22 protein-coding genes are annotated in these 11,816 nt (G+C 68.5%); all 22 read right to left on the bottom strand.

Annotation, left to right across the window (positions count from 1 at the left end; genetic code table 11):
• Positions 1-227: 227 nt before the first annotated feature.
• Complete coding sequence (rplO, locus tag BJP59_RS03170; protein ID WP_074808895.1) at positions 228-782, bottom strand: 50S ribosomal protein L15; 555 nt, start codon at positions 780-782, stop codon at positions 228-230.
• Positions 783-784: 2 nt separating this feature from the next.
• Complete coding sequence (gene rpmD, locus BJP59_RS03165; protein ID WP_021480439.1) at positions 785-967, bottom strand: 50S ribosomal protein L30; 183 nt, start codon at positions 965-967, stop codon at positions 785-787.
• Positions 967-1,623 (bottom strand): 30S ribosomal protein S5, encoded by a 657-nt coding sequence (gene rpsE / locus BJP59_RS03160; RefSeq protein WP_021480438.1) that lies wholly within the window; start codon positions 1,621-1,623, stop codon positions 967-969. The genes rpmD and rpsE overlap by 1 nt, the downstream gene beginning before the upstream one ends.
• Before the next feature lie 40 nt (positions 1,624-1,663).
• Positions 1,664-2,035, bottom strand: coding sequence for a 50S ribosomal protein L18 (gene rplR / locus BJP59_RS03155; RefSeq protein WP_021480437.1), 372 nt, complete (start codon positions 2,033-2,035; stop codon positions 1,664-1,666).
• A 2-nt stretch (positions 2,036-2,037) separates the two neighbouring features.
• On the bottom strand, positions 2,038-2,574 hold the full coding sequence (gene rplF / locus BJP59_RS03150; protein ID WP_194522168.1) for a 50S ribosomal protein L6: 537 nt from the start codon (positions 2,572-2,574) through the stop codon (positions 2,038-2,040).
• 19 nt (positions 2,575-2,593) lie between these two features.
• The gene (rpsH, locus tag BJP59_RS03145; protein WP_021480435.1) at positions 2,594-2,992 is read right to left on the bottom strand and encodes a 30S ribosomal protein S8; all 399 of its coding nucleotides are present in this window, start codon (positions 2,990-2,992) and stop codon (positions 2,594-2,596) included.
• Positions 2,993-3,073: 81 nt separating this feature from the next.
• Positions 3,074-3,259: a type Z 30S ribosomal protein S14 gene (locus BJP59_RS03140; protein WP_021480434.1), complete on the bottom strand. Its 186-nt coding sequence runs from the start codon at positions 3,257-3,259 to the stop codon at positions 3,074-3,076.
• A 1-nt stretch (position 3,260) separates the two neighbouring features.
• Positions 3,261-3,830 (bottom strand): 50S ribosomal protein L5, encoded by a 570-nt coding sequence (gene rplE / locus BJP59_RS03135; RefSeq protein ID WP_021480433.1) that lies wholly within the window; start codon positions 3,828-3,830, stop codon positions 3,261-3,263.
• Positions 3,830-4,171, bottom strand: a complete 342-nt coding sequence (rplX, locus tag BJP59_RS03130; protein WP_021480432.1) for a 50S ribosomal protein L24 — start codon at positions 4,169-4,171, stop codon at positions 3,830-3,832. Before rplX ends, rplE begins: the two co-directional genes overlap by 1 nt.
• Before the next feature lie 2 nt (positions 4,172-4,173).
• Positions 4,174-4,542: a 50S ribosomal protein L14 gene (gene rplN / locus BJP59_RS03125; RefSeq protein ID WP_021480431.1), complete on the bottom strand. Its 369-nt coding sequence runs from the start codon at positions 4,540-4,542 to the stop codon at positions 4,174-4,176.
• A gap of 206 nt (positions 4,543-4,748) precedes the next feature.
• Entirely contained in the window at positions 4,749-5,039 is a 291-nt protein-coding gene (gene rpsQ / locus BJP59_RS03120; RefSeq protein WP_021480430.1) for a 30S ribosomal protein S17, read from the bottom strand.
• A gap of 11 nt (positions 5,040-5,050) precedes the next feature.
• On the bottom strand, positions 5,051-5,287 hold the full coding sequence (gene rpmC / locus BJP59_RS03115) for a 50S ribosomal protein L29 (protein WP_021480429.1): 237 nt from the start codon (positions 5,285-5,287) through the stop codon (positions 5,051-5,053).
• Entirely contained in the window at positions 5,287-5,706 is a 420-nt protein-coding gene (gene rplP, locus BJP59_RS03110) for a 50S ribosomal protein L16 (protein WP_021480428.1), read from the bottom strand. Before rplP ends, rpmC begins: the two co-directional genes overlap by 1 nt.
• Before the next feature lie 3 nt (positions 5,707-5,709).
• Entirely contained in the window at positions 5,710-6,555 is an 846-nt protein-coding gene (gene rpsC / locus BJP59_RS03105; RefSeq protein WP_034654910.1) for a 30S ribosomal protein S3, read from the bottom strand.
• The gene (rplV, locus tag BJP59_RS03100; RefSeq protein ID WP_021479879.1) at positions 6,555-6,926 is read right to left on the bottom strand and encodes a 50S ribosomal protein L22; all 372 of its coding nucleotides are present in this window, start codon (positions 6,924-6,926) and stop codon (positions 6,555-6,557) included. Before rplV ends, rpsC begins: the two co-directional genes overlap by 1 nt.
• Before the next feature lie 58 nt (positions 6,927-6,984).
• On the bottom strand, positions 6,985-7,266 hold the full coding sequence (gene rpsS / locus BJP59_RS03095; RefSeq protein ID WP_021479878.1) for a 30S ribosomal protein S19: 282 nt from the start codon (positions 7,264-7,266) through the stop codon (positions 6,985-6,987).
• Positions 7,267-7,281: 15 nt separating this feature from the next.
• Positions 7,282-8,118, bottom strand: coding sequence for a 50S ribosomal protein L2 (rplB, locus tag BJP59_RS03090; protein WP_194522167.1), 837 nt, complete (start codon positions 8,116-8,118; stop codon positions 7,282-7,284).
• A 31-nt stretch (positions 8,119-8,149) separates the two neighbouring features.
• Entirely contained in the window at positions 8,150-8,440 is a 291-nt protein-coding gene (rplW, locus tag BJP59_RS03085) for a 50S ribosomal protein L23 (protein ID WP_021479876.1), read from the bottom strand.
• Positions 8,437-9,141 carry a 50S ribosomal protein L4 gene (gene rplD, locus BJP59_RS03080; RefSeq protein WP_021479875.1) on the bottom strand — a complete coding sequence of 235 codons (705 nt, stop codon included), beginning with the start codon at positions 9,139-9,141 and terminating at the stop codon, positions 8,437-8,439. The genes rplW and rplD overlap by 4 nt, the downstream gene beginning before the upstream one ends.
• A gap of 5 nt (positions 9,142-9,146) precedes the next feature.
• Positions 9,147-9,809, bottom strand: a complete 663-nt coding sequence (gene rplC / locus BJP59_RS03075) for a 50S ribosomal protein L3 (RefSeq protein WP_021479874.1) — start codon at positions 9,807-9,809, stop codon at positions 9,147-9,149.
• A 14-nt stretch (positions 9,810-9,823) separates the two neighbouring features.
• Positions 9,824-10,132 (bottom strand): 30S ribosomal protein S10, encoded by a 309-nt coding sequence (gene rpsJ, locus BJP59_RS03070; RefSeq protein ID WP_012867945.1) that lies wholly within the window; start codon positions 10,130-10,132, stop codon positions 9,824-9,826.
• A gap of 479 nt (positions 10,133-10,611) precedes the next feature.
• On the bottom strand, positions 10,612-11,808 hold the full coding sequence (gene tuf / locus BJP59_RS03065; protein ID WP_021479872.1) for an elongation factor Tu: 1,197 nt from the start codon (positions 11,806-11,808) through the stop codon (positions 10,612-10,614).
• Between the last annotated feature and the right edge of the window lie 8 nt (positions 11,809-11,816).

The raw sequence follows: 11,816 nt of genomic DNA, 5'->3' as shown, positions 1-11,816 counted from the left end.
GCACCCTAGCCGTAGCGCCGCGTCGAACGGCAAGTCGGTCCCGATCACCGGACGGGCCGGCCGTGGACCTGGGAGTGACGGCGGTCACCCCGGGGTGCGGGGAGACAGCCGTCGGAGAGTCTAGACCGTGGTCCGCTGCCGGACGGACCACGGGTCGTGCAGGGAGGCGCCCTCAGACGCGGACAGGGCCGACGGCGCGTACGCGCCACCGGCCCTGTCCAGGTGTGTCAGTCCTCCGAGACCGAACCGCCGGCCGCGAGGATCTTCTCGCGAGCCGCGCCCGAGAGGGCGTCGACCGCGACCTCGAGCTTGACGGTGATCTCACCCGTGCCGAGCACCTTGACGAGCTGGCCCTTGCGGACCGCGCCCTTCGCGACGAGGTCCTCGACGGTGACCTGGCCACCCTCGGGGTACAGCGCCGCGAGCTTGTCCAGGTTCACGACCTGGTACTCGGTGCGGAACGGGTTCTTGAAGCCGCGCAGCTTCGGGAGGCGCATGTGCAGAGGCATCTGCCCACCCTCGAAGCGCTCGGGAACCTGGTAACGAGCCTTCGTACCCTTGGTACCGCGGCCCGCCGTCTTACCCTTCGACGCCTCACCACGACCCACGCGGGTCTTGGCCTTCTTGGCGCCGGGAGCCGGACGCAGGTGGTGGACCTTGAGCGTGCCGCCGGCACCCTCGGTCTGCGCGGGGGTCTGCTCGGCCTTCGCCGGAGCCGACGCCTTCGCAGCGGTCTTCTTCTTCGGAGCCTCGGCGGTCTCCTTGGTGGCCTTCTCAGCCATGGTCACTCGACCTCCTCAACGGTGACGAGGTGCGCCACCGTCGCGACCATGCCGCGGATCTCCGGGCGGTCCTCCTTCACGGCGGTGTCGCCGATCCGCTTGAGGCCCAGAGTGCGCAGCGTGTCGCGCTGGTTCTGCTTGCCGCCGATGGCGGACTTCGTCTGGGTCACCTTGAGCCTGGCCATCAGGCGTTCACCCCCGCAGCACGGGCACGCAGGAGCGCGGCCGGGGCCACGTCCTCGAGCGGGAGACCACGGCGCGCGGCGACAGCCTCAGGCTGCTCCAGGTTGCGCAGGGCCTCGACGGTCGCGTGCACGATGTTGATCGCGTTGGACGAGCCGAGCGACTTGCTCAGCACGTCGTGGATGCCCGCGCACTCCAGCACGGCGCGCACCGGACCACCGGCGATCACACCGGTACCCGGAGCGGCCGGACGGAGGAACACGACGCCGGCGGCGGCCTCACCCTGGATGGGGTGCGGGATGGTGCCCTGGATGCGCGGGACCTTGAAGAAGTTCTTCTTGGCCTCCTCGACACCCTTGGCGATCGCCGCGGGCACCTCCTTCGCCTTGCCGTAGCCGACGCCGACGGTGCCGTCGCCGTCGCCCACCACGACGAGCGCGGTGAAGCTGAAGCGGCGGCCGCCCTTGACGACCTTGGAGACGCGGTTGATGGTGACGACGCGCTCGACGAAGGCGTTCTTCTCGGCTGCGTCGCCACGGCGACCGTCGCGACGGTCACCGCGACGGTCGTCGCGGCGCCCCCCGCGCGCGTTCTGGTCGCTCGACTCGTTGGCGGCACCCGTGGGGGCGCCGGTGTTGCTGCGCTGCCCTGCAGCCATCAGAGAATCCTTTGCTTCCGTGTGGGGATGGTCGGCGTCGTCACAGGGACAGACCGCCCTCGCGAGCGCCGTCGGCGACCGCAGCGACCCGACCGTGGTACTTGTTGCCACCACGGTCGAAGACGACGGAGTCGACGCCCTTGGCCTTCGCACGCTCGGCGACGAGCTCGCCGACCTTGCGGGCCTTGGCGCTCTTGTCGCCGTCGAGCGCACGCAGGTCCGCCTCGAGCGACGAGGCCGACGCGAGCGTCTGACCGATCGTGTCGTCCACGACCTGAGCCGTGATGTGACGCGTGGAACGCGTCACCACGAGGCGCGGACGACCGGCGGTCCCCTTGATCTTCTTGCGCAGGCGCAGGTGCCGGCGCTGACGCGCGACGGCCTTGCCCTTGCCGAGAACCTTCAGAGCCATCGTTACTTACCAGCCTTTCCAGCCTTGCGGCGGACGACCTCGCCGGCGTAACGCACACCCTTGCCCTTGTACGGCTCGGGCTTGCGGATCTTGCGGATGTTCGCTGCGATCTCGCCGACCTGCTGCTTGTCGATGCCGGAGACCGAGAACTTCGTCGGGCTCTCGACCGCGAACGTGATGCCCGCGGGCGGGCTCACGACGACCGGGTGGCTGAAGCCGAGGGCGAACTCGAGGTCCGAGCCCTTGGCCGTCACGCGGTAACCGGTGCCGACGATCTCGAGCTTCTTCTCGTAGCCCTGCGTCACGCCCTGGACGAGGTTCGCCAGGAGGGTGCGGGTCAGGCCGTGCAGCGCGCGGGACTCGCGCTCGTCGTTCGGGCGCGACACCACGAGGGTGCCGTCCTCCTGAGCGACCTGGATGGGGGCGGGCACGTGGTGCTCGAGCGAGCCCTTGGGGCCCTTCACGGTCACGAGCGCGCCGCTGATGGTGACGTCCACTCCGGCGGGAACCGGAACGGGGATCTTGCCGATTCGAGACATGGCGTATCTCCTTTCCGGGTTACCAGACGTAGGCGAGGACTTCGCCGCCCACGCCCTTCGTGGCGGCCTGCTTGTCGGTGAGCAGACCGGAGGACGTGGACAGGATCGCCACGCCCAGGCCGCCGAGAACCTTCGGCAGCTCGGTGGACTTGACGTACTTGCGCAGGCCGGGCTTCGACACGCGGCGCACGCCGGCGAGGCTGCGCTCACGGTTCGGGCCGAACTTGAGCTGGATGGTGAGGTTCTTGCCCACCGTCGCGTCCTCGACGCTCCAGCCGGAGATGTAGCCCTCGGCCTGGAGGATCTCGGCAATGTGCGACTTCAGCTTCGAGTACGGCATGGTCACCGTCTCGTGGTAAGCCGAGTTCGCGTTCCGCAGACGCGTCAGCATGTCTGCGATCGGGTCGGTCATCGTCATCGGGCTCTAGCCCTTCCTCGACGTGGTATCCGGGCGGGGCGCGTCGAGCGACGCGCTCCGCCAGGACCTACGACGTAGTTGTTACCAGCTGCTCTTGGTGACGCCCGGAAGCTCACCACGGTGGGCCATCTCGCGCACGCAGATGCGGCACAGGCCGAACTTGCGGTACACCGAGTGCGGGCGACCGCACTTCTGGCACCGGGTGTAGGCGCGGACCGCGAACTTCGGCTTGGCGGCCGCCTTGTTGATCAGGGCCTTCTTCGCCATGTCAGTTCTCCTTGAAGGGGAAGCCGAGACGGCGCAGCAGGGAGCGGCCCTCGTCATCGGTCGTCGCCGTGGTCACGATCGTGATGTCCATACCGCGGACACGGTCGATCTTGTCCTGGTCGATCTCGTGGAACATCGACTGCTCCGTGAGACCGAACGTGTAGTTGCCGTTCCCGTCGAACTGCTTGGGCGACAGGCCGCGGAAGTCGCGGATGCGCGGCAGGGCGATCGACAGCAGGCGGTCCAGGAACTCCCACATGCGGTCGCCGCGCAGCGTGACGTGCGCGCCGATCGGCATGCCCTCGCGCAGCTTGAACTGCGCGATGGACTTGCGGGCCTTGGTCACCTGCGGCTTCTGGCCGGTGATCGCGGACAGGTCGCGGATGGCGCCCTCGATGAGCTTCGAGTCCTTGGCGGCGTCACCGACACCCATGTTCACGACGATCTTCGTGACGCGGGCGACCTGGTTGACGTTCTCGTGCCCGAACTCCTCGCGCAGACCGGCGACGATCTCCTCGCGGTAGCGCTGCTTCAGGCGGGGCACCTCGGGGGCGACGATCTCGGTGCTCATCAGATGTCCTTCCCGGAGCGCTTGGCGACACGCACGCGCACGGTGCGCTTGCGGCCGTCACGCTCGACCTCTTCGGTGCGGTACCCGACGCGGGTGCCCTTCTTGGTCTCCGGGTCGACGACCATCACGTTGCTGATGTGGATCGGGGCCTCGACGGTCTCGATCCCACCGGTCCGCGTGCCGCGCTGCGACTGGCCGACCTTGGTGTGCTTGGTGACGCGCTGGACGCCCTCGACGATGACGCGGTCACGGTCGGTGAGCACCTCGAGGACGCGCCCCTGCTTGCCCTTGTCCTTGCCCGCGATGACGACGACGAGGTCACCCTTCTTGATCTTGGCCATGGTCAGAGCACCTCCGGAGCCAGCGAGATGATCTTCATGAACCGCTTGTCGCGCAGCTCGCGCCCGACCGGGCCGAAGATGCGCGTGCCGCGCGGCTCGCCGTCGTTCTTGAGGATCACGGCGGCGTTCTCGTCGAACTTGATGTAGGAACCGTCCGGACGACGGCGCTCCTTGGCGGTGCGGACGACGACGGCCTTGACCACGTCGCCCTTCTTCACGTTGCCGCCCGGGATCGCGTCCTTGACGGTTGCGACGATGACGTCGCCGATTCCGGCGTAGCGACGGCCCGAGCCACCGAGAACACGGATGCAGAGAATCTCCTTGGCACCCGTGTTGTCGGCGACACGAAGTCGCGACTCCTGCTGGATCATGTAATGAACTCCTGTCGTCGAGCCGGTTCTCGCCGTGGGCGAGCCTTGCCGAACGGATAGCTGTCAGTGCCGGGTCCCTCGCGGGTGAACCGGCCAGGACCGGGCGGTGGACCCGCCCGACCTGTCCTCACTGGTTGCCGCACCGCGGTGCGGCACGAGAGCGGTCGTGACGAGCGAGCCGGGGCCCGCCCGTCACGACCGGTGGATCACTTGGCCTTCTCGAGGATCTCCGCGAGGCGCCACCGCTTGGTCGCGGACAGCGGGCGGGTCTCCATGATGAGCACCAGGTCGCCCACGCCGGCAGAGTTCTGCTCGTCGTGCGCCTTGACCTTGCTCGTGCGGCGGATGACCTTGCCGTAGAGCGGGTGCTTGACCCGGTCCTCGACCTCGACCACCACGGTCTTGTCCATCTTGTCGCTCACGACGTAGCCGCGGCGCGTCTTGCGGTGCGCGCGCTCCTCGGCCGCCTCGGGCGCGTTCGTTGCGTTCTCGCTCATTCCAGCCTCACTCACTCGGCGCTCGGCGCGGTTCGGATGCCGAGCTCGCGCTCACGCAGGATCGTGTAGATCCGCGCGATGTCGCGGCGGACGGCCTTGAGGCGCCCGTGGCTCTCCAGCTGGCCGGTGGCCGACTGGAAGCGGAGGTTGAAGAGCTCCTCCTTGACCTTCTTGAGCTCGGCGACGAGCGTCTCGTCGTCCATGGCGTCGAGGTCGACGGGGGCGAGCCCCTTCGTTCCGATTGCCATCAGTTGCCACCACCCTCGCGCACCACGAAACGGCACTTCATCGGGAGCTTGTGGATCGCGCGGCGCATGGCCTCGCGAGCCAGGTCCTCCGGGACACCCGCCAGCTCGAAGACGATCCGGCCGGGCTTGACATTGGCGACCCACCACTCGGGCGAACCCTTACCGGAACCCATGCGGGTCTCGGCAGGCTTCTTGGTCAGGGGACGGTCCGGGTAGATGTTGATCCAGACCTTGCCGCCACGCTTGATGTGGCGGGTCATCGCGATACGAGCAGCCTCGATCTGGCGGTTCGTCACGTACGCCGGCTCGAGAGCCTGGATGCCGTACTCGCCGAACGAGATCTGGGTGCCACCCTTCGCCGCGCCGGAGCGCGACGGGTGGTGCTGCTTGCGGTGCTTGAGCCTGCGCGGGATCAGCATGACTCAGGCCTCCGTTCCGGTCTCAGGGGCCTTCGCCTCTGCGGCGGGAGCAGCCTGCTCGGGCGCCGCCGGCGACTCGGACGCGGGGGTCCGCTCGGCCGAACGCTCGGGACGACGGCCGCCACCACGACGGTCGCCGCCGCGCTCACCGCGCGGGCCGCCACGGCCCTGGCGCGGAGCGGCCGTGGCCTGCTGCGCGGCGAACTCCTTCTCGGTGACGTCGCCCTTGTAGATCCACACCTTCACGCCGATGCGGCCGAACGTGGTGCGGGCCTCGAAGAAGCCGTAGTCGATGTACGCGCGCAGCGTGTGCAGCGGCACACGACCCTCGCGGTAGAACTCCGACCGGCTCATCTCCGCGCCACCGAGGCGGCCGGAGACCTGCACGCGGATGCCCTTCGCGCCGGCGCGCTGCGCGGACTGGATGCCCTTGCGCATGGCACGACGGAACGAGACGCGGCTCGCGAGCTGCTCGGCGATGCCCTGCGCGACGAGCTGAGCGTCCGTCTCGGCGTTCTTCACCTCGAGGATGTTGAGCTGCACCTGCTTGCCGGTGAGCTTCTCGAGCTCGCCGCGGATGCGGTCGGCCTCGGCGCCGCGGCGGCCGATGACGATGCCGGGGCGCGCCGTGTGGATGTCCACGCGGACGCGGTCACGGGTGCGCTCGATCTCGACCTTGGAGATGCCGGCGCGCTCGAGACCCGTGCTCATGAGCTTGCGGATCTGGACGTCCTCGCGGACGTAGTCGCGGTACCGCTGGCCGGGCTTGGTGCTGTCGGCGAACCAGCGCGACCGGTGGTCGGTGGTGATGCCGAGGCGGTACCCGTGCGGGTGAACCTTCTGTCCCACTATCGGGCACTTCCCTTCGTGTTCTCACGCGGAGCGACGACCACGGTGATGTGGCTGGTGCGCTTGAGGATGCGGTTCGCACGGCCCTGGGCCCGGGGGCGGAAACGCTTGAGGGTCGGGCCCTCGTCGACGAACGCCTCACGCACGACGAGCTCCTGCTCCTCGAACGCTTCGCTCGCGCGGTCCGCCTTCACCCGGGCGTTGGCGATGGCGCTCTCCACGACCTTGCGGACGGGCTCGCTCGCCGCCTGCGGTGCGAACTTCAGCACCGCGACGGCCTCGGAGGCCTGCTTGCCACGGATGAGGTCCACGACGCGCCGGGCCTTCTGGGGCGTGACACGGACGAACCGCGCCTGCGCCTTGGCTTCCATTGCTGTCCTGCCTTCTTGTCTCTTGACCGTCCAGGTCGTCACCAGACTGACCCGGGGGTCAGCGGCGACGACCCTTCTTGTCGTCCTTCACGTGGCCGCGGAAGGTCCGCGTGGGAGCGAACTCGCCGAGCTTGTGGCCGACCATCGACTCGGTGACGAACACCGGCGTGTGCTTGCGACCGTCGTGCACGGCGAACGTGTGACCGAGGAAGTCGGGCGTGATGACCGACCGACGGGACCAGGTCTTGATGACGTTCTTGGTCCCCTTCTCGTTCTGAGCGTCCACCTTCTTCTGCAGGTGGTCGTCGACGAAGGGGCCCTTCTTCAGGCTACGAGGCATGTCTCCAGGCTCCTATCAGCGCTTCTTGCCGGTACGGCGACGACGCACGATCAGCTTGTCGCTCGGCTTGTTGGGACGGCGGGTACGACCCTCCGGCTGGCCCCACGGGCTCACCGGGTGGCGACCACCGGAGGTCTTGCCCTCACCACCACCGTGCGGGTGGTCGATCGGGTTCATGGCGACACCGCGGACGGTCGGGCGCTTGCCCTTCCAGCGCATGCGGCCGGCCTTGCCCCAGTTGATGTTCGACTGCTCGGCGTTGCCGACCTCGCCGACCGTCGCGCGGCAGCGCAGGTCGACGTTGCGGATCTCGCCGGAGGGCATGCGCAGCTGCGCGTACGGCCCGTCCTTGGCGACGAGCTGCACGGACGCACCGGCCGAGCGGGCGATCTTCGCGCCGCCACCGGGCTTGAGCTCGATGGCGTGGATGACCGTACCGGTCGGGATGTTGCGCAGCGGCAGGTTGTTGCCGGGCTTGATGTCCGCGCCCGGGCCCGCCTCGACGACGTCGCCCTGCTTGAGCTTGGCCGGCGCGACGATGTAGCGCTTCTCGCCGTCCGCGTAGTGCAGGAGCGCGATGCGCGCGGTGCGGTTGGGGTCGTACTCGATGTGCGCGACCTTCGCCGGCACGCCGTCCTTGTCGTGACGACGGAAGTCGATCACGCGGTACGCACGCTTGTGGCCACCACCCTTGTGACGGGTGGTGATACGACCGGAGCTGTTGCGGCCGCCGCTCTTGGAGAGCGGGCGGACCAGAGACTTCTCCGGCTGCGAGCGCGTGATCTCGGCGAAGTCGGCGACGCTCGAGCCGCGGCGGCCGGGCGTCGTCGGCTTGTACTTACGGATTCCCATGGGGATCTGTCCTCAATCTGCTCTCGTCGGCTCAGCCGAAGATGTCGATCGTGCCCTCGCGGAGGGTGACGATCGCACGCTTGGTGTCCTTGCGCTTGCCCAGGCCGAAACGCGTGCGACGCGTCTTGCCCTTGCGGTTGATCGTGTTCACCGAGGCGACCTTGACCGAGAAGATCTGCTCGACGGCGATCTTGATCTCGGTCTTGTTGGCCCGCGGGTCGACGACGAACGTGTACTTGCCCTCGTCGAGCAGGCCGTAGCTCTTCTCGGAGACGACCGGCGCGAGGATCACGTCACGGGGGTCCTTGGTCACGGTGGTCACTTCGCGGCCTCCTCGGCAGCAGTCTCGTCCGCCTCGGTGGAGGTGGCGACGGCCTTCGCGGAGCGACCCGTGGCCGGGCCCGTCAGGAACGCGTCGAGCGCGCCCTGCGTGAAGACGACGTCGTCGGAGACGAGCACGTCGTAGGTGTTGAGCTGGTCGGCCACCAGGAGGTGGACCTGCTCGACGTTCCGCAGCGACTTGATCGTCAGCTCGTCGCCACGCTCGGTGACGACGAGGACGTGCTTGCGCCCGGAGAGCTTGGCGAGCGTCGTGACGGCGGTCTTGGTCGACGGCAGGCCGTCGACGCCGAAGCCGGTCACCACGTGGACGCGGCCGTTGCGGGCGCGGTCCGAGAGGGCACCGCGGAGCGCGGCGGCCTTCATCTTCTTGGGCGTCCGCTGGTCGTACGAGCGCGGCGTCGGGCCGTGGACGACGCCACCGCCGGCGAACTGCGGCGCACGGGTCGAACCCTGGCGGGCGCGGCCGGTGCCCTTCTGCTTGTACGGCTTGCGACCACCACCGCGGACCTCGCCGCGGGACTTGGTGTCGTGGGTGCCCTGGCGTGCGGCAGCACGCTGGGCGACGACGACCTGGTGGATCAGCGGGACGTTGAGCTCGACGTCGAACACCTCGGCGGGGAGCTCGGCGGTGCCGGCCTTCTTGCCCTTGGGGTCCAGCACGTCAACGGTCAGAGCGGACATGGGGTTCACGCTCCCTTCGCGGCGCTGCGCACGAGGACGACGCCGCCCTTGGGGCCGGGAACCGCGCCCTTGACGAGCAGCAGACCCTTCTCGGCGTCGACCGCGTGGACGGTCAGGTTCTGGGTGGTCTGACGGACGTTGCCCATCCGACCGGCCATGCGCAGGCCCTTGAAGACTCGCGACGGGGTCGAGGCCCCACCGATCGAGCCGGGCTTGCGGTGGTTGCGGTGCGAGCCGTGGGAGGCACCCACGCCGGAGAAGCCGTGACGCTTCATGACACCGGCGGTGCCCTTGCCCTTGGTCGTGCCCACGACGTCGACCACGGCGCCGGCCTCGAAGGCCTCCGCGGTGATCTCCTGGCCGAGCGAGTACTCGGTGGCGTCGGTGGTGCGGACCTCGGCGACGTGACGACGCGGCGTGACGCCGGCCTTCTCGAAGTGGCCCTTGAGCGGCTTCGTGACCTTGCGCGGGTCGATCTGGCCGTAGGCGAGCTGCACGGCGGCGTAGCCGTCGGCGTCCGACGTGCGCACCTGCGTCACGACGTTCGTGCCGACCGCGACGACGGTGACGGGCACGAGGCGCCCGGCCTCGTCCCAGAGCTGCGTCATCCCGAGCTTCGTGCCGAGCACCGCGGTGACCGGGCGCGCGTTCTGCTGGGGGGTAGTCATGATGTCCTCCAGCCTCAGAGCTTGATCTCGATGTTCACGTCAGCCGGCAGGTCGAGACGCATGAGCGAGTCGACCGCCTTCGGCGTGGGATCGATGATGTCGATCAGCCGCTTGTGCGTGCGCATCTCGAAGTGCTCGCGGCTGTCCTTGTACTTGTGAGGCGACCGGATGACGCAGAAGACGTTCTTCTCCGTCGGCAGCGGCACCGGACCCACGACCGTTGCACCAGCGCGCGTCACCGTGTCGACGATCTTGCGCGCCGAGCTGTCGATGACCTCGTGGTCGTAGGACTTGAGCCGGATGCGGATCTTCTGTCCCGCCATGGCGTCGTCTGACTCTCTCTCTCGAACCGCTAGCTGTCCGACCCCCGCGCTCGGGCGTGTCGCGTAGTCGCGACGCACCTGGGCGCACACGCCGAGAGGCGCGGGGCCGTTGGATATGTGGACTCCCGCCGGGCTCCGTGCTGACGCACGGCTCCGCGAACCGGACCACAACGTTTGTGCGAGCCTGTCGGAACGTGTGTTCCGCGGGGTACTCGATCCATGGCGACACAGAGAGCTCAACCCGCAGACCCGGGAGAAGTCCCGGGGTCCTGGCCCTCGGCGAGAGGACCGGTTCAACACACTGTTCGACACGTGAAAGAGCGCACCCGTAACAGGCAACCTGAACAGTCTGCCACACGAAGCCGCCGTCGTCCAAGTCGGGACGACGCGACGCCGGTGTGACGGTGACCGCAGGCCGAAGGCCCGGCCCCGCGGACGGGACCGGGCCTTCGACGAGGTGCTGCGGAGGCAGCGTCAGATCACTTGAGGATCTTGGTGACGCGGCCCGAGCCGACGGTGCGGCCACCCTCACGGATGGCGAAGCCGAGGCCCTCCTCCATGGCGATCGGCTGGATCAGCTCGACCGTCATCTCGGTGTTGTCGCCGGGCATGACCATCTCGGTGCCCTCGGGCAGCGTGATGACGCCGGTGACGTCCGTCGTGCGGAAGTAGAACTGCGGACGGTAGTTCGAGTAGAACGGGTTGTGACGGCCGCCCTCGTCCTTGCCCAGGATGTAGACCTGCGCCTCGAACTGCGTGTGCGGGGTGATCGAACCCGGCTTCACGACGACCTGGCCGCGCTCGACGTCCTCGCGCTTGATGCCGCGCAGGAGCAGACCGGTGTTGTCGCCGGCCTGAGCCTGGTCCATCTGCTTGTGGAACGTCTCGATGCCCGTGACCGTGGTCTTCTGGGGCGAGCGGATGCCGACGATCTCGACGTCCGAGTTGAGGTCGAGCGTGCCACGCTCCACCTTGCCGGTGACGACGGTGCCGCGACCGGTGATCGTGAAGACGTCCTCGACGGGCATGAGGAACGGCTTGTCGAGCTCGCGGACGGGCTCGGGCACGTTCTCGTCCACGGCCTCCATGAGCTCGAGGATCTTCGCGGTCCACTCGGGGTCGCCCTCGAGCGCCTTGAGACCGGAGACGCGCACGACCGGCGCGTTGTCACCGTCGAACTCCTGCGAGGAGAGGAGCTCGCGCACCTCCATCTCGACGAGCTCGAGGATCTCCTCGTCGTCGACCATGTCGGACTTGTTGAGCGCCACGAGCAGGTACGGCACGCCGACCTGGCGGGCGAGCAGGACGTGCTCGCGCGTCTGGGCCATCGGGCCGTCGGTCGCGGCGACCACCAGGATCGCGCCGTCCATCTGGGCGGCACCGGTGATCATGTTCTTGATGTAGTCGGCGTGACCCGGGGCGTCGACGTGCGCGTAGTGGCGCTTCGGCGTCTCGTACTCGATGTGCGCGATGTTGATCGTGATACCGCGCTGCTTCTCCTCGGGAGCCGCGTCGATCTCGTCGAAGTTGCGCTGCGTGTTCGCCGGCAGGTCCGGGTACGTGTCCGCGAGCGTCTTCGAGATCGCCGCCGTGAGCGTCGTCTTACCGTGGTCGACGTGACCGATGGTGCCGACGTTGACGTGCGGCTTGGTCCGCTCGAACTTGGCCTTAGCCACTGGGGTCC

The sequence above is a fragment of the Cellulosimicrobium sp. JZ28 genome, from assembly GCF_015327065.1.
In the GTDB taxonomy this organism is placed as follows: Bacteria; Actinomycetota; Actinomycetes; order Actinomycetales; family Cellulomonadaceae; genus Cellulosimicrobium; species Cellulosimicrobium funkei.
The sequence above is the reverse complement of the archived record's forward strand: the minus strand, read 5'-3'. Positions and strand labels throughout refer to the sequence as shown.

What these genes read in the sequence shown, in the direction of transcription:
- rpsE (WP_021480438.1), bottom strand. Translation starts at nt 1,623, where the DNA reads ATGGCTGCAGGGCAGCGCAGCAACACCGGCGCCCCCACGGGTGCCGCC.
- rplE (WP_021480433.1), bottom strand. Translation starts at nt 3,830, where the DNA reads ATGAGCACCGAGATCGTCGCCCCCGAGGTGCCCCGCCTGAAGCAGCGC.
- BJP59_RS03140 (WP_021480434.1), bottom strand. Translation starts at nt 3,259, where the DNA reads ATGGCGAAGAAGGCCCTGATCAACAAGGCGGCCGCCAAGCCGAAGTTC.
- rpmD (WP_021480439.1), bottom strand. Translation starts at nt 967, where the DNA reads ATGGCCAGGCTCAAGGTGACCCAGACGAAGTCCGCCATCGGCGGCAAG.
- rpsH (WP_021480435.1), bottom strand. Translation starts at nt 2,992, where the DNA reads ATGACGATGACCGACCCGATCGCAGACATGCTGACGCGTCTGCGGAAC.
- rplR (WP_021480437.1), bottom strand. Translation starts at nt 2,035, where the DNA reads ATGGCTCTGAAGGTTCTCGGCAAGGGCAAGGCCGTCGCGCGTCAGCGC.
- rpmC (WP_021480429.1), bottom strand. Translation starts at nt 5,287, where the DNA reads ATGGCAATCGGAACGAAGGGGCTCGCCCCCGTCGACCTCGACGCCATG.
- rplC (WP_021479874.1), bottom strand. Translation starts at nt 9,809, where the DNA reads ATGACTACCCCCCAGCAGAACGCGCGCCCGGTCACCGCGGTGCTCGGC.
- rplN (WP_021480431.1), bottom strand. Translation starts at nt 4,542, where the DNA reads ATGATCCAGCAGGAGTCGCGACTTCGTGTCGCCGACAACACGGGTGCC.
- rplO (WP_074808895.1), bottom strand. Translation starts at nt 782, where the DNA reads ATGGCTGAGAAGGCCACCAAGGAGACCGCCGAGGCTCCGAAGAAGAAG.
- rplX (WP_021480432.1), bottom strand. Translation starts at nt 4,171, where the DNA reads ATGGCCAAGATCAAGAAGGGTGACCTCGTCGTCGTCATCGCGGGCAAG.
- rplP (WP_021480428.1), bottom strand. Translation starts at nt 5,706, where the DNA reads ATGCTGATCCCGCGCAGGCTCAAGCACCGCAAGCAGCACCACCCGTCG.
- rplV (WP_021479879.1), bottom strand. Translation starts at nt 6,926, where the DNA reads ATGGAAGCCAAGGCGCAGGCGCGGTTCGTCCGTGTCACGCCCCAGAAG.
- rpsQ (WP_021480430.1), bottom strand. Translation starts at nt 5,039, where the DNA reads ATGAGCGAGAACGCAACGAACGCGCCCGAGGCGGCCGAGGAGCGCGCG.
- rpsS (WP_021479878.1), bottom strand. Translation starts at nt 7,266, where the DNA reads ATGCCTCGTAGCCTGAAGAAGGGCCCCTTCGTCGACGACCACCTGCAG.
- rplF (WP_194522168.1), bottom strand. Translation starts at nt 2,574, where the DNA reads ATGTCTCGAATCGGCAAGATCCCCGTTCCGGTTCCCGCCGGAGTGGAC.
- rplD (WP_021479875.1), bottom strand. Translation starts at nt 9,141, where the DNA reads ATGTCCGCTCTGACCGTTGACGTGCTGGACCCCAAGGGCAAGAAGGCC.
- rplB (WP_194522167.1), bottom strand. Translation starts at nt 8,118, where the DNA reads ATGGGAATCCGTAAGTACAAGCCGACGACGCCCGGCCGCCGCGGCTCG.
- rpsJ (WP_012867945.1), bottom strand. Translation starts at nt 10,132, where the DNA reads ATGGCGGGACAGAAGATCCGCATCCGGCTCAAGTCCTACGACCACGAG.